21 protein-coding genes are annotated in these 20,881 nt (G+C 72.2%); 13 read left to right on the forward strand and 8 right to left on the reverse strand.

The genetic code is table 11. The features are described 5' to 3' along the window. The first annotated feature begins 39 nt into the window (after window positions 1–39). Window positions 40–969, forward strand: coding sequence for a sporulation protein (locus tag ACWD5O_RS14415; RefSeq protein WP_450085550.1), 930 nt, complete (start codon window positions 40–42; stop codon window positions 967–969). A gap of 73 nt (window positions 970–1,042) precedes the next feature. Here the strand turns inward: ACWD5O_RS14415 and leuE are convergent, their stop codons facing one another. Continuing rightward, complete coding sequence (gene leuE / locus ACWD5O_RS14420) at window positions 1,043–1,711, reverse strand: leucine efflux protein LeuE (RefSeq protein WP_089017168.1); 669 nt, start codon at window positions 1,709–1,711, stop codon at window positions 1,043–1,045. Beyond that, window positions 1,711–2,952: a bifunctional pyridoxamine 5'-phosphate oxidase family protein/GNAT family N-acetyltransferase gene (locus ACWD5O_RS14425; protein ID WP_450085551.1), complete on the reverse strand. Its 1,242-nt coding sequence runs from the start codon at window positions 2,950–2,952 to the stop codon at window positions 1,711–1,713. Before ACWD5O_RS14425 ends, leuE begins: the two co-directional genes overlap by 1 nt. Before the next feature lie 34 nt (window positions 2,953–2,986). Between ACWD5O_RS14425 and ACWD5O_RS14430 the strand changes: the two genes are divergently transcribed. The 7 genes from ACWD5O_RS14430 to rny all read left to right on the forward strand — a co-directional run bounded on the left by ACWD5O_RS14430 (window position 2,987) and on the right by rny (window position 11,333). Continuing rightward, a complete protein-coding gene (locus ACWD5O_RS14430; protein WP_450085552.1) occupies window positions 2,987–4,327 on the forward strand; it encodes an aminotransferase class I/II-fold pyridoxal phosphate-dependent enzyme in 1,341 nt (446 codons plus the stop codon). Between the two features lie 317 nt (window positions 4,328–4,644). Further along, a complete protein-coding gene (locus ACWD5O_RS14435; protein ID WP_450085553.1) occupies window positions 4,645–5,349 on the forward strand; it encodes a UdgX family uracil-DNA binding protein in 705 nt (234 codons plus the stop codon). Between the two features lie 124 nt (window positions 5,350–5,473). Beyond that, a complete protein-coding gene (locus ACWD5O_RS14440; RefSeq protein ID WP_450085554.1) occupies window positions 5,474–6,799 on the forward strand; it encodes an MFS transporter in 1,326 nt (441 codons plus the stop codon). 4 nt (window positions 6,800–6,803) lie between these two features. Then, complete coding sequence (locus tag ACWD5O_RS14445) at window positions 6,804–7,004, forward strand: DUF3046 domain-containing protein (protein ID WP_074318010.1); 201 nt, start codon at window positions 6,804–6,806, stop codon at window positions 7,002–7,004. A gap of 184 nt (window positions 7,005–7,188) precedes the next feature. Beyond that, the gene (recA, locus tag ACWD5O_RS14450; RefSeq protein ID WP_450085555.1) at window positions 7,189–8,235 is read left to right on the forward strand and encodes a recombinase RecA; all 1,047 of its coding nucleotides are present in this window, start codon (window positions 7,189–7,191) and stop codon (window positions 8,233–8,235) included. A 14-nt stretch (window positions 8,236–8,249) separates the two neighbouring features. Further along, window positions 8,250–8,948: a regulatory protein RecX gene (locus ACWD5O_RS14455; RefSeq protein ID WP_354963185.1), complete on the forward strand. Its 699-nt coding sequence runs from the start codon at window positions 8,250–8,252 to the stop codon at window positions 8,946–8,948. Between the two features lie 618 nt (window positions 8,949–9,566). Continuing rightward, window positions 9,567–11,333, forward strand: coding sequence for a ribonuclease Y (gene rny / locus ACWD5O_RS14460; protein WP_450085556.1), 1,767 nt, complete (start codon window positions 9,567–9,569; stop codon window positions 11,331–11,333). On the opposite strand, the gene ACWD5O_RS14465 is transcribed toward rny, so the two are convergent. The 5 genes from ACWD5O_RS14465 to ACWD5O_RS14485 form a co-directional block, all read right to left on the reverse strand. After that, complete coding sequence (locus tag ACWD5O_RS14465; RefSeq protein WP_450085557.1) at window positions 11,330–11,662, reverse strand: hypothetical protein; 333 nt, start codon at window positions 11,660–11,662, stop codon at window positions 11,330–11,332. The genes rny and ACWD5O_RS14465 overlap by 4 nt on opposite strands. Before the next feature lie 83 nt (window positions 11,663–11,745). After that, window positions 11,746–12,714, reverse strand: coding sequence for an amino acid ABC transporter permease (locus ACWD5O_RS14470; RefSeq protein ID WP_450085558.1), 969 nt, complete (start codon window positions 12,712–12,714; stop codon window positions 11,746–11,748). Beyond that, window positions 12,711–13,418 carry an amino acid ABC transporter permease gene (locus tag ACWD5O_RS14475; RefSeq protein WP_354963181.1) on the reverse strand — a complete coding sequence of 236 codons (708 nt, stop codon included), beginning with the start codon at window positions 13,416–13,418 and terminating at the stop codon, window positions 12,711–12,713. The genes ACWD5O_RS14470 and ACWD5O_RS14475 overlap by 4 nt, the downstream gene beginning before the upstream one ends. A 40-nt stretch (window positions 13,419–13,458) precedes the next feature. Then, window positions 13,459–14,337 carry a glutamate ABC transporter substrate-binding protein gene (locus ACWD5O_RS14480; protein WP_449936312.1) on the reverse strand — a complete coding sequence of 293 codons (879 nt, stop codon included), beginning with the start codon at window positions 14,335–14,337 and terminating at the stop codon, window positions 13,459–13,461. Window positions 14,338–14,394: 57 nt separating this feature from the next. Continuing rightward, window positions 14,395–15,150 (reverse strand): amino acid ABC transporter ATP-binding protein, encoded by a 756-nt coding sequence (locus ACWD5O_RS14485; protein WP_450085559.1) that lies wholly within the window; start codon window positions 15,148–15,150, stop codon window positions 14,395–14,397. Window positions 15,151–15,344: 194 nt separating this feature from the next. On the opposite strand from ACWD5O_RS14485, the gene selD reads away from it, so the two are divergent. Together selD and ACWD5O_RS14495 are read left to right on the forward strand one after the other, a co-directional pair. Next, window positions 15,345–16,334: a selenide, water dikinase SelD gene (gene selD / locus ACWD5O_RS14490; RefSeq protein ID WP_354963178.1), complete on the forward strand. Its 990-nt coding sequence runs from the start codon at window positions 15,345–15,347 to the stop codon at window positions 16,332–16,334. Between the two features lie 235 nt (window positions 16,335–16,569). Beyond that, window positions 16,570–17,049 carry a hypothetical protein gene (locus tag ACWD5O_RS14495; RefSeq protein ID WP_354963177.1) on the forward strand — a complete coding sequence of 160 codons (480 nt, stop codon included), beginning with the start codon at window positions 16,570–16,572 and terminating at the stop codon, window positions 17,047–17,049. A 42-nt stretch (window positions 17,050–17,091) separates the two neighbouring features. On the opposite strand, the gene ACWD5O_RS14500 is transcribed toward ACWD5O_RS14495, so the two are convergent. Next, the gene (locus ACWD5O_RS14500; protein ID WP_449936314.1) at window positions 17,092–17,340 is read right to left on the reverse strand and encodes a DUF2277 family protein; all 249 of its coding nucleotides are present in this window, start codon (window positions 17,338–17,340) and stop codon (window positions 17,092–17,094) included. A gap of 170 nt (window positions 17,341–17,510) precedes the next feature. On the opposite strand from ACWD5O_RS14500, the gene ACWD5O_RS14505 reads away from it, so the two are divergent. The 3 genes from ACWD5O_RS14505 to ACWD5O_RS14515 all read left to right on the forward strand — a co-directional run bounded on the left by ACWD5O_RS14505 (window position 17,511) and on the right by ACWD5O_RS14515 (window position 20,850). Next, entirely contained in the window at window positions 17,511–17,699 is a 189-nt protein-coding gene (locus ACWD5O_RS14505; RefSeq protein ID WP_450085560.1) for a hypothetical protein, read from the forward strand. 63 nt (window positions 17,700–17,762) lie between these two features. Further along, entirely contained in the window at window positions 17,763–20,039 is a 2,277-nt protein-coding gene (locus ACWD5O_RS14510) for an FxsB family cyclophane-forming radical SAM/SPASM peptide maturase (protein WP_450085561.1), read from the forward strand. Next, entirely contained in the window at window positions 20,023–20,850 is an 828-nt protein-coding gene (locus ACWD5O_RS14515; protein ID WP_450085562.1) for an aminoglycoside N(3)-acetyltransferase, read from the forward strand. The genes ACWD5O_RS14510 and ACWD5O_RS14515 overlap by 17 nt, the downstream gene beginning before the upstream one ends. Window positions 20,851–20,881: the final 31 nt, after the last annotated feature.

Below are 20,881 nucleotides of genomic sequence, written 5' to 3' on the forward strand. Positions count from 1 at the left end.
GGAGTGGGTGGCTGGGGGCGTGGCCTGACAGGGGGCGCGGTGCGGCTGACGGGGGTGTCCCGGGAGTCCGGCTGGACCGGGCTGTCCGTGCAGACCACACTTCCCAACCCGAGTACCCGTCCGGGCCTGCGCCTGCCGGGCCGCGTGACGTTGGCGGCGGGGCCGGACGACGTACTGGTGCGGCACATCCGGCTCGGCCTGGTCACCACGGTCGAGCCGGATGATCCGGCCGCCGCCCGGCGCCTGGTGCAGTTCTTTCAGCTGCCGATCGCCGGCCGGTTCGTCGTACCGGCCGGTCGGCGGCGGGCGGTCGACTTCGCGCTGCCGTTGCCGTGGGAGACCCCGGTGACCATCTTCGGCGGGGTGCCGCTGCTGAGCCTGCGGATGGGGCTGCGTACCGAGGTCTCCGTCGACCCGGAGCTGGATCAGGGGGCGATGGTGCCGGTCTTCGTGCACCCGATTCCCACTCAGCAGCACGTGCTGGCGGCGTTCGAGACGCTGGGTTTCATGATCCGCCAGGCCGGGCTCCAGGAGGGTGGGCTGCCGGGGGTGGCGCACACCCTGCCGCTGCACCAGCGGTGGGGGTACTGGGTGGCGCCGCTCTACGCCGGCCCGATCACCGAGCTGGAGGTGATCTTCGTGACCAACTCGGCGGGCCTGGAGGCGATCTTCTGGATGGACCGCCGGCTGGCGCTGGCCGGGATCACCCATCAGAGCATCAGCCGGTTCCGGATCTGGCATGCGGACGCCGACCGGCGGGACTGGATCGCCACCGTGGACGGCTGGCTGCGCCAGGCGATCAACCGGCACGCCGCGGCGGCGGCACACGCCGACTGGTCCGCGCGGCTCGACGAGTCCGCCCACGTCAGCCGTCACCCCGACGAGCCGGTCCGGCCCGGCTACGGCCTCGGCGGCACCGCCGGTGGTGCCGGAGTCGGTGGCGGCGGCTCCGGCGGCGACGGCACCTAGCGCGGCCTGTGCCCGTCAACGGTGTTAATAGGGGTCCCCTCCTCTACCGCAGGCGTTAACAGGGGGCCCCTCCTTACACCGAGGCGGTGGCCAGTTTGAGGCTGAAGGCGAGGAAGAGCGCGGCGACGGCGGTGGTGCCGCCGGCGGCGAGGCGGCGACGCTGGCGGAACTGTGTGGCCAGGAAGGTGCCCGCGAAGATCAACGCGGTCAGGTAGATCGCGCTGGTCACCTGGGCGATCAGCCCGAGCAGCAGGAACGACAGCGCCGGCCAGGCGTAGCCGGGGTCGACGAACTGGATGAAGAACGAGATGAAGAACAGGATCGCCTTCGGGTTCAGCAGGCTGATCACCAGCGCCTTACGGAACGGGCTGCGCATCGCCGCCGGCTCCGCGGCGTCGATGAGCCGCGGCGTGCTCGGGTCGTTGCGGTCGCGCCAACGCCGCCAGGCGCCGCGCAGCATGGTCACCCCGACATAACCGAGGTACGCGGCACCGGCGTACTTGATCACCAGGAACAGCGGTGGGTACGCCTTGAGCACCGACGCCACCCCGGCGGCGGAGAGGAACATCAGCACCCCGTCGCCGACGAACACCCCGCCCGCCGCCCGGTAGCCGGCCGCCACTCCCCGCTTGGCGGCGGTGGAGAGCACGAAGAGTGAGTTCGGCCCGGGCAGCAGGATGATGGCCACGGTGCCCAGCACGTACGTCCAGATGTCGGTGATCCCCAGCACGCCCGCCATCATCACGCCACGGGTGCCGTCCGGAGAAGCCTTTCCCGCAGCCTGACCTGTGCGTTCGGCCACTCGTCGGTGAGCATGGAGTAGAGCGCCGAGTTCCGCCAACTTCCGTCGGCGCGTCTGCGGTTGGCCCGCAGGGTGCCCTCCCGGGTGGCGCCGAGTCGCTCGATCGCCCGCTGCGAGCGCTCGTTGAGCGTGCTGGTCTGCCAGGTGACCCGGGTCGCATCCAGTTCCCCGAAGGCCCGGGTGAGCAGCAGCAGCTTGGCTTCGGTGTTGATCCCGGTGCGCCACCACCGCCGGCCGAGTTGGGTGTAGCCGATCTCCAGAGTTCGCAGCTCCTCGTCCGGCTGGTAGTAGGAGGTGGTGCCGACCACCGTGCCGGTGGCCGCGCAGCGCTGCACCCACGGCACCCGCACGCCCCGCTGGTGAGCCTCCAGCGCGGCGCCGATGTAGCCGGTCATCTCGGCCACGCTCGTCGGTCGCGGGCTGCCGATGTGGCGCCACACCTCGGGGTCGTCGAGTGCGGCGTACAGGCCCTCGGCGTGGCTCGGGTCCAGGGGCTCCAGCAGCACGTGCTCGCCGCGCAGCACCACCGGTTCCAGCCAGGCCGACCGGTTCGGCCGCAGGTACGCTGGCAGCGGCGCGGTGACCCCGGCGTCCGGCTCCGGCACCCCGGGGGTGAGCCGCAGCGGCAGCACGCCGGCCCAGTGCGGCAGGTGCAGGTCGTCCTCGTCCTCGCGGACCCCACCGGTGCGGGCCCGGACCGACACCTCGCGCAGTGGCAGCGCCAGCACGGCGGTCTCGGCCAGCTCCCGCCGGTTGGGCGGGCGGCTGGCCGCGCTGCGTCCCGCGCCGACCTTCTCCACCAGCGCGGTGAGCATGGCGGTCTTCTCCCGCTCGTCGGTGACCGGTCGGGCGGTCCCCAGCGCGACCACCGAGCGGTAGTTGGCGCTGTGGTGGAACTGGGAGCGGGCGTAGACCAGCCCGTCGAGCAGGGTCACCGTGACGCAGACCGGCAGTCCGTCGCCCCGGGCGGCGAGCAGTGGCCGGCTGCCGGTGGAGCCGTGCAGGTAGAGCGTGTCGCCGATGCGTACGTGCAGGGTGGGCAGCACCCGCGGCTGGCCGTCGACGGTGAACCCGAGCGCGCAGTGGTACGCCTCGTCGAGCACGGCGTGCGCGGCGGCCCGGTCGTAGCTCATCCGGTCCCGGGAACGGCTGGGGATGGTCCGGGCGGTGGGTGGGTACATGCTCGCCCCTTTGTTCTAGTACAATCTCCTGTTTGTGTCAGCACGCTATCAGTTCGCCGGGGCGACGGCCGTCGCGATTTCGGCCAGCATCGAGTCGGGCATCCGCACGGGGGGCCTGCCGCCCGGTGCCGCCCTGCCACCGGTCCGGGTGCTCGCCGTTGAACTGGGCGTCAGCCCGGCCACGGTCGCCCGCGCCTACCAGGAGTTGCGCCAGCGCGGCCTGCTCGCCACCGCCGGTCGGCACGGCACCCGGGTCCGCCCCCGCCCGCCGGTGGCCGCCCGCCGCTCCGCGCTGCGTCCGGCGCCGTTGCCCGGGGCCCGTGACCTGTCCCGGGGTGAGCCCGACCCCCGGCTGCTGCCCGCCCTCGGCCCGCACCTGGCGGCGCTCGCCGCCGAAACCGGCCCGCCGGTCGGCTACTCCGACGCCGGCGTGCTGCCCGAGTTGGCCGCGGCGGCCCGTGCCCGGCTGAGCGCCGACGGTGTGCCGGCCGGGGAGCTCACCCTCACCGGTGGCGCGCTGGACGGCATCGAGCGGCTGCTCGGCGCCCACCTGCGTCCCGGCGACGCGGTCGCGGTGGAGGATCCGGGCTGGGCCAACCTGCTCGACCTGGTCGCCGCGCTGGGGCTGCGCCCGATCGGCGTACCGCTCGACGACGAAGGGCCGCTGGTGGCCGGGGTGGCCGCCGCGTTGGCCGCCGGCGCGCGGGCGCTGGTCGTCACCAGCCGGGCGCAGAACCCGACCGGCGCGGCCGTCTCCGCCACCCGGGCCGAGGCGCTGCGGGCGCTGCTCGCCGGCCGGCGCGACCTGCTGCTCATCGAGGACGACCACGCCGCCGAGCTGGCCCGCGTACCGCTGCACCCGCTGGCCGGCGCGACCGCGAGCTGGGCCTTCCTCCGCTCGGTGAGCAAACCCTTCGGCCCCGACCTGCGGCTGGCCGTGCTGACCGGTGACGAGACCACGGTTGCTCGGGTGACCGGCCGGACGCGGGTCGGCGCGGGCTGGGTCTCCACCGTGCTCCAGCGACTGGTGCTCGCGCTGTGGCGCGACCCGGCGGTCGCCGAGGTGGTGGAGCGGGCGGCGGAGAGTTACGAGCAGCGGCGTGCGGGGCTGCTGGCCGCGCTGGCGGAGCACGGCCTGGCCGCGCACGGCCGCAGCGGCATCAACGTCTGGCTGCCGGTGGCGGACGAGACCAGCGCGGTCACCGCGTTGCGCGACGCCGGCTGGTCGGTGGCCCCCGGAGCCCTCTACCGGATCGCCGCCCCGCCCGCCCTGCGCATCACCGTCAGCCCTCTCACCATTCCGGACCTGGTTCCCCTGGCCGCCGCCCTGGCCCGCGCCGCCCATCCCGCCCCACCACCGGGCTTCTCCACCTGACCCAACGGAGTTGGGCGTGGCTGTCGCCGCCGGGCCTGCGCGGTTGGGTAGAGCAGAAAGTGCGCTATCGCGACGATTCACAGCGGTTGGGGTGGGTATGCGGGCCGCCGGAGGTGGAAGACATGGCTTCAGGTGGCTCGCGCAAGGGGCTCTGGATCGCGGTGGCGGTGGTGATCATCATCATCGTGATCGTGCTGATCGCGATCGCGTCCGGTGGTGACGGCGGCAACGGGTACTGACGCGGCCCGGCCGACGGTGCTGGCGCTCCACCATGGCGTACCCGGCATCGGGCGGCGAACGGGTATATAACAGTCGGCATGGCCGAGCAGACCGGGAGCGCCCCAGGCGCCCAGCGGTTCATCCCGCCGGGCGCGGACACCATCGACGAGCTGCGCGCCGCCTCGGGTGGCTGTCAGGGGTGCGAGCTGTACCAGGACGCCACGCAGACGGTCTTCGGCCGGGGCGACGAGAGCGCCCGGGTGGTCCTGGTCGGCGAACAGCCCGGCGACATGGAGGACCAGAAGGGGCTGCCCTTCGTCGGTCCCGCCGGGCGGCTGCTGCGCAAGGCCGTCGACGACGCCGCGCTCGACCCCTCGCAGATCTATCTGACCAACGCGGTGAAGCACTTCCGCTTCGAGTTGCGCGGCAAGCGGCGTATCCACCAGACCCCCGACCGGGTGCACATCACCGCGTGCCGGCCGTGGCTGGTCGCCGAGTTCGCCCGGCTGCGCCCGGAGATCGTGGTGGTGCTCGGCGCGACAGCCGCCAAGGCGCTGCTCGGCCCGTCCTTCCGGGTCACCCGCCAGCGGGGCGAGCTGCTGCCCTGGCCCGCGTCGGCCCAGCACGCGGAGGACTTCCAGCGGGTGCCGGTGGACAACGCCGGAAAGCGGGCCGACGCGCCCGAGGCCCGACTGCTCGCCACCATCCACCCGTCCGCGGTGCTGCGCGCCGACGATCAGGACAAGGCGTACGAGGGGCTGGTCGCCGACCTCACCGTCGCCTCCCGCGCCCTGTCCGGCTGACACCGCCCCGCCCTGACACCGCGGCGCCGGAGGGACGAGCGTCGGCTCGGCCGACAGCGAAACCCACTGCCGCTGGTCGGCACGGGTGCGCGAGGATGGGGCACCCCCGTCCTGAGGAGCGCCAATGGCCACCGACCTGACCGCGGCGCGTACCGTCCGGCCCGACGTCGCGCCGATCCAGCGGCGTACCCTGCGGCTGCTCTTCACCACCCAGATCATCGGCGGCGTCGGCGTGACCATCGGCATCGCCGTCGGTGCCCTGCTCGCCGCCCGGATCGCCGGCACGGCGGTGGCCGGGCTGGCGCAGAGCGCCGGTGTGGTGGGCGCGGCGCTGCTCGCCGTCCCGGTCACCCGGATCATGGCGCGGCACGGCCGGCGGCCGGGTCTGGTGATGGCGTACGTGGTCGGCGCCGTCGGCGGCGTGCTGGTGGTGCTGGCCGCGGCCACCCGCTGGGTGCCGCTGCTCTTCCTCGGCATGCTGTTCTTCGGCGGAGGCACCGCCGCGAACCTCCAGGCCCGCTACACGGCGGTGGACCTCGCCGAGCCGGCCCGCCGGGGCCGGCAGCTCTCCCTGATCGTGTGGGCCACCACCATCGGCGCGGTGGCCGCGCCGAACTTCGCCGCGCTGGCCGACCGGGTCACCACCGGCTGGGGGCTGCCGCCGCTGGCCGGCCCGTTCGCGTTCAGCGCGGTCGCGTTCGTGCTGGCTGGCGGCGTACTCCTCGGGTTGCTCCGGCCCGACCCGCTGCTCACCGCGCGCCGTCTCGCGGCGGCCGACGCGCCGCCCGCCGATGTGCCGGCTGCGGCCGCCGCGCCGGTCGGAGTGCGCGCGCCGCGCGGCGCCGGGATGCGGGCGGCCTGGTCGGTGGTACGCGGACGGCCCGCCGCCCGGCTCGGCATCGCGGCGGTGGCGGTCGGCCACCTGGTGATGGTGGCGGTGATGTCGATGACCCCGGTCCGGCTCGGTGAGTCGCACGCCGACGCCGACGTGCTGCGGCTCGTCGGCATCGTGCTGAGCCTGCACATCGCCGGCATGTACGCGTTCTCCCCGCTGGTCGGCTGGCTCACCGACCGGCTCGGCCGGCGGGTGGTGATCCTCGGCGGGGTGGCGCTGCTGCTGGCCGCGTGCGCGGTCGCCGGCACCGCCGGGCACCACACGCCCCGGCTCTCGGTGGGGCTGGTCCTGCTCGGGCTGGGTTGGTCGGGGACGATGGTGGCCGGCTCGACGCTGCTCTCCGAGTCGGTGCCGGGCGGCGTGCGGCCGAGCGTCCAGGGGCTGTCCGACCTGACCATGGGGCTGGCCGGGGCCGGCGCCGCCATGGTCAGCGGGTTTGTCATGCAGGTGGCCGGTTATCCGGTGCTCACCCTGCTCGCGGCGGTCGCGACGGTGCCCCTGGTGGCGCTAGCGTTGCGGCCGGTGCCGACCGGGGCACCGGACGAGGAGGGCTGATCACGTGCGGCTGACCGACTTCTGGGCGCGGCTGGAGGAGGCCTTCGGCCCCGGCTACGCGGCCAGCATCGCCCGCGACCAGGTGCTGTCCCAGCTCGATGGACGCACCATCGAGCAGGCGCTGGCGTCGGGGGAGCAGACGCACGTGGTGTGGCGGGCGGTCTGCGCCGCGTATCCCGACCGTGTGCCCGCGCGACTACGCTGAGCAGCCTTTTCGCGGCTTCCGCGTGTCGCTTGTCGAGTCGTACACCTGTTCGGCTATTGTCCACAGCGGGGTGCTCGTCCACAGCTCGCGGCCCGTCGGCTGGTTTTCTGTCGGACCCAGCGCCTAGCGTGTCCGCGTGACGCGAAGCTCAGCAAAGACGCCGGCGAAGGCAGGGGTGGCAACCATGGCAGCAGGGCCTGACCGGGAGAAGGCACTCGACCTTGCTCTCGCTCAGATCGACAAGCAATTCGGCAAGGGCTCGGTGATGCGGCTGGGGGAGCGGCCCGTCACCCAGACCGCCGTGATCCCGACCGGTTCCATCGCGCTCGACGTGGCACTCGGTGTGGGTGGTCTGCCACGTGGCCGGGTGGTCGAGATCTACGGTCCCGAGTCCAGCGGTAAGACCACGGTGGCGCTGCACGCGGTGGCCAGTGCCCAGCGGGCTGGCGGCATCGCGGCCTTCATCGACGCGGAGCACGCGCTCGACCCGGAGTACGCGAAGGCCCTCGGGGTCGACACCGACGCGATGCTCGTCTCCCAGCCGGACACCGGCGAGCAGGCGCTGGAGATCGCGGACATGCTGATCCGCTCCGGCGCGATCGACGTCATCGTGATCGACTCGGTGGCGGCCCTGGTGCCGCGCGCCGAGATCGAGGGCGAGATGGGCGACAGCCACGTGGGTCTCCAGGCACGGCTGATGAGCCAGGCGCTGCGGAAGATCACCGGTGTGCTCAGCAACACCGGCACCACGGCGATCTTCATCAACCAGCTCCGGGAAAAGATCGGCGTGATGTTCGGCAGCCCGGAGACCACGACCGGTGGCCGGGCGCTGAAGTTCTACGCGTCGGTCCGGCTCGACGTGCGCCGCATCGAGAGCCTCAAGGACGGCACCGACGTGGTCGGTAACCGCACCCGGGTCAAGGTCGTGAAGAACAAGGTCGCCGCGCCGTTCAAGCAGGCCGAGTTCGACATCATGTACGGCAAGGGCATCTCGCGCGAGGGCTCGCTGATCGACGTCGGCGTGGAGCAGGCGATCATCCGCAAGTCCGGCGCCTGGTACACGTACGACGGCGACCAGCTCGGCCAGGGCAAGGAGAAGGCCCGGGAGTTCCTGAAGGAAAACCCGGACGTGGCAGCCGAGATCGAGAAGAAGATTCTGGAGAAGCTCGGCGTCGGGGTCGGCGCGAGTGACGCCGCCGGTGGCCCGGAGCTGCCGCCGGTCGACTTCTGACCGGTCGCTGACCCGTGGCAGGACGACGCGCCCGTACGGGGCGGGGCTGGGATGCCAGTCCGCCCCGTACGGGCGACGCCAGCGATCCACCCCGTCCCCGGCGGGGTCGCCGTGGCCGGTCCGGGGAGGCCGACGCGGCCGAGTCCCCGTCACCACCTCGCGACGAGTCGGAGGTGGCCCGCGAGATCTGCCTGCGCCAGCTCGCCGTCCGGCCACGCACCCGGGCCGAGCTGGCCGGGGCGCTGGCCAAGCGGGGCATCTCCGAGCAGGTCTCGGCCGAGGTGCTCGACCGGTACGACGAGGTCGGCATCATCGACGACGCCGCGTTCGCACGGGCCTGGGTCTCCAGTCGGCACTCCGGGCGGGGTCTGGCCCGGCGGGCGCTCGCCAACGAGCTGCGCCAGAAGGGCGTGGACGGCGAGGTGGCCACTGAGGCGCTTGGCGAGTTGGACGAGGAGACCGAGGCGGAGACCGCCCGCGCGCTGGTGGAGCGAAAGCTGCGCACCGCCCGTGGTGAGCCCGACGCGGTCTTCCGGCGGCTGGTGGGCATGTTGGCCCGCAAGGGCTACCCGCCCGGCGTGGCGATCCGGGCGGTGAAGGACGCGATCGCCGCGCAGAGCGCCGAGGCGGCCGAGTTCGCCGAGCAGATCGACGCCGACGCGCTCGCCGACGCCGAGGGCGAGTTGGAGCGGGACAACCACCCGGGCGGGTGAGCCGGCCGGGTGGGTGCCCGGGGCCGACCCGCCGCGCCACTCGGCGGATGTCCGCAATTGGACGGATGGGTCACACCGCCGGGCCTGCCTGGGCGGCCGAGTGTCATCCAGTGGGCGCTTGGGCCGGGTTGAGCAGGGCGGACACGCTCACTGACCGAGCCCACTCGCGGAGTTTGTCCGCCCGTGTCCGGCCCGACATCAGCACGTGGTGATGTGGCGGCTTCTCTCCGTTCGGGGGGTTTGATCATGAGTTCTTGACCAGACCGCCTCCGGAGACCTAGCCTCGCCATACAGGCTCACATTGCCCGACCAAGCGCAGGCTAAGCGCACAACATAGATCGCGTAACAGAACAGCATCACTTTGGCCAGCGCAACCGGCCATTCATCGCAGCTCCGGGCAGGCCGGTCCGGAGCCGGCGCGACAACTGCACCCGGCCGCCGACGATGCCCGCGGGCACCGCCGGCGGAGAGAGCTACCCACGGCCAGTCGCTCCGGTCGGGCGTCCAGAGCCGCAGGAGCGTGCCCTCGGCACGGTCGCTGCGGCGCCGACGTATCCAGGGGGAGGCGGCCATGGCGGGGCGGCACAGGTTCACCGGCGGTCCGCACGAGGTCCCGGCATGAGCACCTTCGACATGGTGCTCCTCGCCGCCGTACTGGTCCTGACCGTAGTGGTGGTCGGCGCGGTGCTCTTCGGCGTCCGGACGCTGCGCCGGGTCGGCGCGGCCCCGGTGCCGGAGGATCCGGCGTTCATCGCCGAGAAGGACCGCCAGGAGCAGTCCCTGGCCGCCCTGCGCAGCGCGGCCGACCACGCCAACAGCACGATCGACGTGGCGAAGTCCGCGGCGTCGGCCGCCCGGGCCGAGGCCGCGGCGGCGAAGGCAGAGGCGAAGGCGGCCCGGGCCGAGGCCCGCCGGGTGCTCGACGACGCCCGCGCGGAGGCCGACACGGTGCTGGAGCGGGCGCACAAGCAGGCCGAGGCGGACGCTGAGCAGTTGCGCACCACGGCCCGTCGTAGCGGCGAGCGGGAGGTGGCGGTGCTCGCCGCCACCACCCGGGAGCAGGCGGCCGAGGTGGAGCGCCGGGCGGCCCGGATGGACGAGCGCGAGCGGCTGCACACCGAGGAGGTGGAGCGGTTCGCCGAGCGGGAGCGGCAGCTCACCGGGGCCCGCGCCGCACTGGCCGCCCGGGAGGCCGAGCTCACCCGACGGGAAGCCGAGCTCACCGAGGCGGAGGAGCTGCGCCGCCGGGAGCTGGAGCGGGTGGCCGGGCTCACCGCCGAGGCGGCCCGACTGGAGCTGATCGAGGCGATCGAGACGCAGGCCAAGCGGGAGGCGGCGCTGCTGGTGCGGGACATCGAGTCCGACGCCCGCAACACCGCCGAGCAGCGGGCCCGGCACATCGTGGTCGACGCGATCCAGCGGGTGGCGAGTGAGCAGACCGCGGAGAGCGTGGTCAGCGTCCTGCACCTGCCCGGCGACGAGATGAAGGGGCGCATCATCGGCCGGGAGGGGCGCAACATCCGCGCCTTCGAGTCGGTGACCGGGGTCAACCTGATCATCGACGACACCCCGGAGGCGGTGCTGCTCTCCTGCTTCGACCCGGTACGCCGGGAGGTCGGCCGGCTCACCCTGGAGAAGCTGGTGCTGGACGGGCGGATCCATCCGCACCGGATCGAGGAGGTCTACGACCTGGCCCGGCACGAGGTGGAGGAGCTCTGCCACCGGGCCGCCGAGGACGCCCTGGTCGAGGTCGGCATCACCGAGATCCACCCCGAGCTGGTCACCCTGCTGGGCCGGCTGCGCTACCGCACCTCGTACGGGCAGAACGTGCTCAAGCACCTCGTCGAGACCGCGCACATCGCCGGCATCATGGCCGCCGAGCTGCGGCTGGACGTGCCCACCATCAAACGGTCGGCGTTCCTGCACGACATCGGCAAGGCGCTCACCCACGAGGTGGAGGGCAGCCACGCCATCATCGGCGCCGACCTGGCCCGCAAGTACGGCGAGCACGAGGACGTGGTGCACGCCATCGAGGCGCACCACAACGAGGTGCCCCCGCAGACCATCGAGGCCGTCCTCACCCAGGCCTCCGACGCCTGCTCCGGCGGTCGGCCGGGCGCGCGCCGGGAGAGCCTGGAGGCGTACGTCAAGCGGCTCGAGCGGATCGAGGAGATCGCGGCCAGCAAGCTCGGCGTCGACAAGGTCTTCGCCATGCAGGCCGGCCGGGAGATCCGGGTGATGGTCAAGCCGGACGACGTGGACGACATCGGGGCGGCTGTGCTGGCCCGGGACGTGGCCAAGCAGATCGAGGAGGAGCTGACCTACCCGGGTCAGATCCGGGTCACCGTGGTCCGCGAGTCCCGGGTCACCGAGATCGCCCGCTAGTCCGCGACACCGGCAGCTCGGCCTGCTCCGCGGGCGGATCGTACGGCGAGTGCGGTGCAGACCACCGCGACGGCCAGGCAGAGGAACGCGATCGGGTTGACGTACGCGGGAACGAGATCCGCCGTGGTGCCGTCGTTGTAGCGACAAAGGTGTCTCAGCGGCAGCCAGTCGGTGCTGGTCGGCGTCGACGCCAACGGCTTCGCGGAGCAGTACTCGCTGGTGGCCCGGAGGTCGATGAAGTGGCCCGCCCACACTCCGTGCAGGTAGACGATGACGGCGCCGGCCGGCGCCACCACTGTCCCGACGACGAACTGGGCGACGGTGTTCATTGGTGAGAGTTTGCCCTGTTCACGGAGCGAAGTGAGAGGGCCAACCCGGACTCCGGGCTGGCCCTCTCACGGTGAGCTGAGTCTCAGATGCCCCCGCCGCCCTCGGCCTGGGACATCAGTGTCGCGGGCGGCGGATTCTGTGCCGGGGTGTTCGCGGTCTTGCGGCCCTGGGCGAGCCGGCGCTGGACGTACTGCGCGAGCTTCGACAGCGAGTAGTTCACCACGATGAAGAGAACGGCGATCACGACGTAGACCTGGATGGGGTTCCCCAGTGCGCCGATGATCTGCTTGCCGATGTTCAGGGTCTCCTCGTAGCTGATGATGAAGCCGAGTGAGGTGTCCTTGAGCACTACCACCAGCTGACTGATCAGCGCCGGCAGCATGATCCGGAATGCCTGCGGCAGAAGGATCATCCGGGTGGTCTGTGCCGGGGACAGCCCGATGGCGGCGGCGGCCTCCGCCTGGCCGCCAGGTAGTCCCTCCATGCCGGAGCGGAGGATCTCGGCGATCACCACCGAGTTGTAGATGGTCAGGCCAATGACCAGATACCAGAGGTTGTCGAAGGCGATGCCGAACTCGGGAAAGCCACGGGCCACGAAGAAGATGGTGATCACGACCGGCAGGCCGCGGAACACTTCGACGCAGACCCGGGTGATCGCCGACAGCAGCGTGCTCAGCCCCCGCAGCAGGTACGCCAGCGGCGTGGCGAGCCCGGTGAACTTGCGACGGGTCAGGCTCTTGAGCTGGATCCGCAGCACCGCCAGCAGCGTGCCGACCACCAGCGAGGCCACGATGGCCATCGCCGCCGCCATCAGGGTGTTCTTGAAGCCGAGGCCGATCCGCTCCCACACCAGGGAGAAGTTCTCGTTGGAGGGGTCGACCAGCGGACCCCACAACTCCATCGACAACTGGCCCTTTTCGTCCAGGGGCCGGTAGATCAGGAAGTACGCCCCGACGAGCAGGACCAGCCCGGCGACGATGCTGCTGATCAGCGTGATCCGCCGCTGCCGGGGCCCGGGGACGTCGTAGAGGACGCTGGTCTGCTGACTCATCGGGCCACCGCCTGTCGCTTCTCGATCCGGTCCAGCAGGGTGCCGAGCGGCACGGTCATGATCAGGTAACCGATCGAGATGCCAATGGCGACCGGGACGAAGGCGTAGCCCTCGGCCCCGGTGAGCTGGTCGGCCGTGGCCGACAGGTCGCCGACCACCCCGAAGAAGCCGGCCAGCGCCGAGTTCTTGATCATCGCGATGATCACCGAGCCGAGCGGCACCACCGAGGCCTGCCAGGACTGCGGCAGCACCACGTAGCGCAGGTTCTGCCCGAAGGTCAGACCCAGCGATCGCGCCGCCTCCGCCTGGCCGGCGGGCACCGCGTTGACCCCGGACCGCAGCGCCTCACAGACGAACGCGGCCGTGTACAGCACCAGAGCGATCAGCGCGAACCGGAAGTACGGCAGGTCCGTGCCGAGCCGGGTGAACAACGAGTCGATCACCGGGATGCGGAGGAAGTCCGCGTTGGATCCGAGCGCCGGCAGACCGAACGCGGCGAAGAACATCACCACGGTCAACGGCATGTTGCGGAAGACGTTGACGTAGCTGGTGCCCACCGCGCGTAGCGGCGGCACCGGCGAGATGCGGAGCACCGCCACGATGGCACCCAGGATGAGGGCGCCGATCGCGGCGAGTATGCAGATCTGGAGGGTGAGCCAGAAACCACCCGCAAAGACGTCGAACTTGTCGATGAGTACGTTCACGGGTCGGTGTTCCTTCCACCCTCCAGATCGAAGGTTCAGATCAGTAGCGGTTGATGGTGGGCGCCGAGCCCAGTTCCGCGCCGAACTTGCCGGCGGTGTCGTCCCAGGCCTTCTTCCAGCTACCGTCGGCGACCGCCTTGTCCAGCGTGTCGTTGATGAAGCTGCGGAAGTCCGCGTCCTCCTTCTTCACGCCGATGCCGTACGGCTCCTTGGTGAAGTTGGAGCCGGCCAGCTTGAAGGACGCCTCGTCCTTGGCGATGTAGCCGAGCAGGATCACGTTGTCCGTGGTCACGGCGTCGACCTGGCCGCCCTTGAGGGCGTCACGGCACTTGTCGTAGGTGTCGAAGAGCACCAGCTGGGTGCCGACGTCCTTGACGTGCTTCTTGATCTCCTCGGCCGGGGTGGAGCCGGTGACCGAGCAGACCTTCTTGGTGCCGTCCTTGAACGAGTCCGGACCGGTGATCGTCGTGTCGGCCTTCTTCACCATGATGTTCTGGCCGGCCTCGTAGTACGGCCCGGCGAAGGCAATGCGCTCCTTGCGCTTGTCGTTGATCGTGTAGGTCGCGGCGACCAGGTCGACCGTGCCGTTGACGATCACGTCCTCGCGGACCTTCGAGGGGGCCTCGACCCACTCGATCTTGTCCTCGGGGATGCCGAGCTCCTTGACGATGATCTTCGCGACCTCGACGTCGAAGCCCTCCGGCTTGCCCGACAGGCCCTTCTGACCGAAGCCCGGCTGGTCGAACTTGGTGCCGACCTTGATCTTCTGGGCCTTGTTCAGCTTCTCCATGGTGCTGCCGGCGGCGAAGGACTTGCTGCCGGCGCCGGTGCCTTCCCCGCCGTCGTCGCCGCCACAGGCGGTCAGGCCGAGCGCCAGAGCGGCGACCGCGGCAACTGCCGCAACGCGCGTGATACGCATACACTTCTCCTTCTTCAACGGGGCCCGCCGGTGGCCGGCGTGCTCCACTACGGACGCCTAGTGCGTGAGGATCTTGGAGAGGAAGTCCCGGGCGCGCTCGCTGCGCGGGTTGGCGAAGAACTCCGCCGGTGGGGCGTCCTCGACCAGTTGGCCGTCGGCCATGAAGATGACCCGGTTCGCGGCGTGCCGCGCGAAGCCCATCTCGTGGGTGACCACGACCATCGTCATGCCGTCGCGGGCCAGCGAGGTCATCACGTCCAGCACCTCGCCGACCATCTCCGGGTCCAGGGCGCTGGTCGGCTCGTCGAAGAGCATCGCCTTGGGCTGCATGGCCAGTGCCCGGGCGATGGCCACCCGCTGCTGCTGGCCGCCGGAGAGCTGGGCTGGGAACTTGTCCGCCTGGTTGGCGATGCCGACCCGGTCGAGCAGAGCCAGGCCGCGCTCGCGGGCAGCGGCCGACTTCTCCTTGCGGACCTTGACCGGGCCGAGGGTGACGTTCTCCAGGATGGTCTTGTGGGCGAAGAGGTTGAAGGACTGGAAGACCATCCCGACCTCACTGCGCAGCTTGGCGAGGGGCTTGCCCTCGGCCGGCAGCGGCTGGCCGTCGAACGTGATGGTGCCGGAGTTGATTGGTTCCAGTCGGTTGATGGCGCGGCACAGCGTCGACTTGCCGGAGCCGGACGGGCCGATCACCACGACCACCTCGCCCCGGCCCACCGACAGCGAGACGTCGTCCAGCACGTGCAGCGGCCCGAACCACTTGTTGACCGCGTCCAGCACGATGAGCGGTTCGCCCGTCGTCACGTCGTCCACCGTCCCTGTCGTCTCCCCGATAGGGGTCGGTTGACCCCCGGTGCGGCCACTGTAGGCGGCGTGATGTGGCGGAACGCAACCTGGCGGGTCACGGAGCGGTAACACCGGTCGGGTTCGTCGCGACGAGTCCGATTCCGGTCACCGTGCGAGCCCCATCGGTGGCGTCGACGGCGGGTTACCGAGACCATGGGGGGATGACTGAACCGGTACGCCTGACCCGGTACGCCCGCGGCGGCGGCTGCGCCTGCAAGATCCCCCCGGGCGAGCTGGAGATCATGGTGGCCGGTCTCGGGCCGGCCACCGGCACCGCGGAGCTGCTGGTCGGGTTGGACCACGGTGACGACGCGGCGGTGGTCCGTCTGGATGAGCGGACCGGCCTGGTGAGCACCGCCGACTTCTTCACGCCGGTCGTCGACGACGCGTACGACTGGGGTCGGATCGCCGCGGCCAACGCGCTCTCCGACGTGTACGCGATGGGCGGCGTCCCGCTGGTCGCGCTCAACCTGCTCTGCTGGCCGCGCGACGTGCTGCCGCTGGAGCTGGCCCGCGAGGTGCTGCGGGGCGGTCAGGACGTGGCCCGGGAGGCCGGCTGCCACCTGGCCGGCGGGCACAGCGTGGACGACGACGGCCCGAAGTACGGCCTCGCGGTCACCGGCACCGTCCGGCCGGAGGAGCTGATCACCCTCGACGCGGGCCGCGCCGGGGTGCCGCTGTCGCTGACCAAGCCACTCGGGGTGGGTGTGCTGAACACCCGGCACAAGGCCACCGGCGAGATCTTCCCGGAGGCGGTGGCCACGATGAGCGCGCTCAACCGGGACGCCGCCCGGGCGGCGGTCGCCGCCGGCATCCGGTGTGGCACCGACGTGACCGGGTTCGGCCTGCTCGGGCACGCCTCGAAGCTGGCCCGTGCCAGCCGGCTGACGGTGGCGATCGACACCGCGCGGGTGCCCTACCTGCCCGGTGCGCGGGAGGCGCTGCGCGACGGGTACGTCAGCGGCGGCAGCCGGCGCAACCTGGACTGGGTCACCCCGTGGACCGACTTCGGCGCCGTAGGCGAGGACGAGCCGCTGCTGCTGGCCGACGCGCAGACCTCCGGCGGCCTGCTGGTCGCCGGTGAGCTGCCGGGGGCGCCCGTGGTGGGCGAGTTGCTGCCGCGCGGCGAGCACCTGGTCGTCCTGCGCTGACCGGCTGCCGGTGCGCGGTCGCCGGTTCGGAACACGCGCCGCCGGTCGTGTGGGCGGGGCACCATACCCGATAAACTGTCACCTTCCCGCCACTCTGAGCATTGGCGGTCAGGGAAATTTTGCCCGGAATGGTCACAGACCGGTAACTTGCCCCCGGCTGAGGTCATATGCCCCCCACCATCGTCAGTAAGGCCCGATCCGGAGGCCGGTGGGACGAACGCAGCGAGGAGGCGGAATGACCGAGCTGTGGAACTGGAGAATCGACCGGGTACGACCCGTGGAGGTCTACCCGGCGCTGGCCGAGGCGCTCGGCCGTGTGGTGATGCCGCTGGCGGTGGCCGACCCGGCCCGGCTGCCGGCGTACGCGGTGGTCTGCGACGTCTGGCAGGCGCCGGGGGAGTTCGCGACGATCGTGGACTGCTACGGGGTGCCCGAGCGGCTTCCCGAGCACGCCAGCATCGCCGCGTTGGCCCGACTGCTGGACCGCAACTGCCTGCTGCGCGACGACACGCTCGACGCCGGCCGGCATCTGCTCGTCACACCGGACGGCACGGTCCGCCCGGTGCACTTCGACATCCGGGACACCGACGACGGCGAGGTGCTCAGCAGGCAGCGGCTCTGCACGTTGGCCGACCCGGGCTGCCGGGGTTGGTCGCAGTGCCACCGCTCACGCTGGGCGCCCGACACCGTCGCTCCGGCCCTCGCCGCGGCCTGACCCCGGTCGGCCCGACCGGCCCGGTCCGCGGTGCCGCGCCGGTCAGCTGGAGGCGGTGGCCGTCCGGTCGGCGGCGGCGGGCCCGGCTCCCCGGACCACGAGCTGGTCGAGCAGGGTGCGGGTGGCCTCGGTGACGGCGGCCACCGCGGCGTCGAACGCGGCGGCGTTGTGCGTGGCGGGCGCCCGGAAGCCCGAGATCTTCCGGACGTACTGCAACGCCGCCGCCTCGATGTCCGCGTCGGTCACCTGCGGGGTGAACGGCTCACGCAGGGTCTTGATGCTCCGGCACATGTGACACTCCTCATCTGTCGCTGTCGACGCCCCGGCTGCCACCGGCGGTGCCGGCGGCCGCACCGACGGTGACATTGAGTCGATATTTGTCTATCCTGGTCACGGACCAGAGCCTTTCGAGCCATTGTCGCCGCTCGCGCTCCCGCGCCCCGGGCCCCCGGAGACTCATTGTGGACCATGCCCCCACCCGCCCATCCCGTCCAGCGCTCGACGATCTGACGCGTAGCCTGCACACCCCGCTGGAACGGATCGCCGTCGAGCATGCCGACCTGGTCGCGACGGTTCGGCAGCGCGTCCTTGCCGGTGAGTCGGTGCCCTCGGGCGCCGTTCCCGTCGCCGCCTTCAACTCGTCCATCTGATCGATGGCCTGCCGGTGCGGCTCGTCCGGATCGGGCGGATCCTGCCGGCGGGTCAGCCAGTTCGTGCTGAAGGTGCACAGCAGGTGTGACCTCAGCTGCGACCACTGCTACGTCTACCAGCACGCCGACCAGACCTGGCGAGGCCGACCGGTCCGGATGGCACCGGCCACCGTCCGGGCTGCCGCGAAGCGGATCGCCGAGCACGCGCGCGAGCACGAACTGCCGGTCGTGCACGTGGTGCTGCACGGCGGCGAGCCGCTGTTGCTCGGCGCGGCCGGGCTACGCGAGGTGGTGGCCGAGCTGCGGGCGGCGATCACGCCCTGGACCCAGCTCGACCTGCGCATGCAGACCAACGGCGTGCTGCTCGACGAGGAGCTGTGCGGCGTGCTGGTCGACCACGACGTGAAGGTCGGTGTGTCGTTCGACGGCGACCGCGCCGCCAACGACCGGCACCGCGTGTTCGCCCACGGCGGCAGCAGTCACGACCACGTCCGGCGGGCTCTGGCCCTGCTCCGTCAACCCGCTCATCGGGCCAGCTACGCCGGCATCCTCTGCACCGTCGACGTCCGCAACGATCCCGACCGGGTGTACGAGGCGCTGCTGGCCGAACACCCGCCGCGGGTCGACCTGTTGCTGCCGCACGCCACCTGGGACCGCCCTCCCGACCACCCCGGCGTCACGGCCACCCCGTACGCGGACTGGCTGGGGCGCATCTACCGGCGGTGGGTGGACGACGGGCGGCCCGTGTCGATCCGGCTGTTCGAGGCGCTGCGTCCGGGTGGAGGCGGCACCGAGGCGTTCGGCCTCGCCCCGGCCGACGTGCTCGTGGTCGAGGCGGACGGCACGTGGGAACAGGTGGATTCGCTGAAGACGGCGTACCACGGCGCGGCCGGCACCGGATTCGACGTGTTCGGTCAGTCGGTGGACGAGGCGGCCCGGCACCCGGGGGTCGCCGTTCGGCAGGCCGGCGTGGCCGGGCTCAGCGCCACATGCCGGGCCTGCCCGGTCGTCGACCGGTGCGGCGGCGGGCTGTACGCCCATCGTTGGCGCACCGGCTCCGGGTTCGACAACCCCTCGGTGTACTGCGCCGACCTGCGCCGCCTCATCGACACGGTGGCCGCGTACCCGGCACCGGGCCACGCCGCCCACCCCGAGCGCGACGACTCGCCCGTCGACGAACTGCTGGACGAACTGGCGACCGGGCGCGAGTCGGAGCGCACCCTCGGTCTGCTCGCCGCCACCCAGCTCTCCATCACCCGGGCACTGCTGGTGGCCTGGCGGGAGAAGACCGGCCCCAGCGCCGCCTGGGAGTTGCTCGCACACCTCGACGGCACGGCACCGGACGCGGTCCGGGCGGTCCTGGCGCACTCCTTCGTCCGCCCGTGGCTGGTGCAGCTTCTCAGGCCGTCGACCCGGTCCGGGGCGGTTGACCCGTTACCGGCCCTCGCCATCGTCGCCGCCCTGAGCGCGGGCGTCCCGACCGCGCTGAACGTCCCGGTGCGGGCCGGCGCCATCACGCTGCCCACGCTCGGCAGCCTGGTGTTGCCCAGCGGTGGCGGGGAGACCGCCGAGGTGACCGTGCTCCCGGGCGGGTTCCGGGTCCGTGGCGGGCGGGCGGAGCAGGTGGTGTCCCTCGATCCGGGCGAGCCGCCGCCGGCCGGCTGGCGACCCACGCGCCGCGTGCCGGTGCCCGGCCACCACCTGCTCGTCGAGGACGGCGACCCGTACCGGGACTGCTACGGCCAGCCGGTCGCCTCCCGCCTGGACGACGCGGAGGCGCGCGCGTTGGGCCGTACCCTGACTGACGCCTGGCGTGTCGTGCACCGTGACGTGCCGGCTCACGCGGCGGCGCTCGACGCCGGTCTGCGCGTCGTCGTGCCGCTGGCCCCCGACCCGGCGGGACCGCTGCGGAGCGCCACCGCCCGGGACGCGTTCGGTGCGGTCGCCGTCACCCCCGTTGCGGACCCGGAGGCGCTGGCGGTGCTGCTCGTGCACGAGTGGCAGCACGCGAAGCTCGGCGCGGTGCTCGACCTGTGCGACCTCGTCGAGCCGAGCTCGGCCACCCGGATCCGGGTGGCCTGGCGACCGGACCTCCGGCCGCCCGAGGGGGTGCTCCAGGGGGTGTACGCGCACCTGGCGGTCACCCGGGTGTGGCGTTCCCGGGCGGATGCCGACCGGCCCGAGCATCGGGACGCGCCGGCGCACGCGGCCCGTTACCTGTCGTGGACCCGGGACGGCGCCGACGCGCTGCTGGCCAGCCGCACGCTCACCCCGGCGGGGGAGCGGTTCGTGGGGCGGATGCGGCACGCCCTGGAGGAGACCCGTGTCGGGCCCGGATGAGCCACGACACCTGCCCGCGCTGGGTCGCGACGGCCTCGCCGCGGACCTGCGGGCGCTGGGCGTCCGTGCGGGTGCGTGCCTGCTCGTGCACTGTGGCCTACGTCGGGTGGGCCCGCTGGAGCACGGCCCGGGGACGCTCGTCGGAGCGCTGCGCGACGTCCTCGGCCCGGCCGGCACGCTGCTGGTGCCCACCCAGACCGACGGCAACTCGACCACCTCCCGGACGTACCTCGCGGCCACCGCCGGCATGGACGCGGCGCAGCTCGCGCGATACGAGGCGGCCCTGCCGGGCTGGGACCGCCGGACCACCCCCTCGCAACGGATGGGGGTGCTCGCCGAGTACGTCCGGTGTGCCGCCGGCGCGGCGCGCAGCGACCATCCGCAGACCTCGTTCGCCGCGCTCGGTCCCCGGGCGCGGCAGCTCACCGACGGCCACGACCTCGACTGCCACCTGGGCGAACGCTCACCGGTGGGCGCCCTGTACGCGGCGGACGGGCAGATCCTGCTGCTCGGCCTCGGCTACGAGGCGTGCAGCGCGCTGCACCTGGCCGAGTACCGTCTGCCGGTGCCGCCGCCGGAGCGGGATTACCGCTGCTTCCGTCTCGTCGACGGGCGTCGGGTCCGCCTCGACTTCCACGCCCTCGACCTGGACGACACCGACTTTCCGAGGGTGGGGGCGGCGCTCGACGCCGAGCCGTTCGTCCGGCACGGGACGGTCGGCCGGGCGAGCGCCCGCCTGCTGCCACTTCGCGCCACTGTGGACTTCGCGGTCGGTTGGTTTGCCGCGAACCGCTTGACGGTGCGGCGTTGACGTGGGGACTACGCTGATGTTCCGGCCGCGT

It is taken from the genome of Micromonospora sp. NPDC005161 (genome assembly GCF_053599855.1).

Excerpts from the sequence above, each read along its gene's own strand:
- ACWD5O_RS14440 (WP_450085554.1), top strand. The coding sequence starts at position 5,474 with ATGGCCACCGACCTGACCGCGGCGCGTACCGTCCGGCCCGACGTCGCG.
- rny (WP_450085556.1), top strand. The coding sequence starts at position 9,567 with ATGAGCACCTTCGACATGGTGCTCCTCGCCGCCGTACTGGTCCTGACC.
- ACWD5O_RS14495 (WP_354963177.1), top strand. The coding sequence starts at position 16,570 with ATGACCGAGCTGTGGAACTGGAGAATCGACCGGGTACGACCCGTGGAG.
- recA (WP_450085555.1), top strand. The coding sequence starts at position 7,189 with ATGGCAGCAGGGCCTGACCGGGAGAAGGCACTCGACCTTGCTCTCGCT.
- leuE (WP_089017168.1), bottom strand. The coding sequence starts at position 1,711 with ATGATGGCGGGCGTGCTGGGGATCACCGACATCTGGACGTACGTGCTG.
- ACWD5O_RS14500 (WP_449936314.1), bottom strand. The coding sequence starts at position 17,340 with ATGTGCCGGAGCATCAAGACCCTGCGTGAGCCGTTCACCCCGCAGGTG.
- ACWD5O_RS14435 (WP_450085553.1), top strand. The coding sequence starts at position 4,645 with ATGGCCGAGCAGACCGGGAGCGCCCCAGGCGCCCAGCGGTTCATCCCG.
- selD (WP_354963178.1), top strand. The coding sequence starts at position 15,345 with ATGACTGAACCGGTACGCCTGACCCGGTACGCCCGCGGCGGCGGCTGC.
- ACWD5O_RS14425 (WP_450085551.1), bottom strand. The coding sequence starts at position 2,952 with ATGTACCCACCCACCGCCCGGACCATCCCCAGCCGTTCCCGGGACCGG.
- ACWD5O_RS14465 (WP_450085557.1), bottom strand. The coding sequence starts at position 11,662 with ATGAACACCGTCGCCCAGTTCGTCGTCGGGACAGTGGTGGCGCCGGCC.
- ACWD5O_RS14470 (WP_450085558.1), bottom strand. The coding sequence starts at position 12,714 with ATGAGTCAGCAGACCAGCGTCCTCTACGACGTCCCCGGGCCCCGGCAG.
- ACWD5O_RS14480 (WP_449936312.1), bottom strand. The coding sequence starts at position 14,337 with ATGCGTATCACGCGCGTTGCGGCAGTTGCCGCGGTCGCCGCTCTGGCG.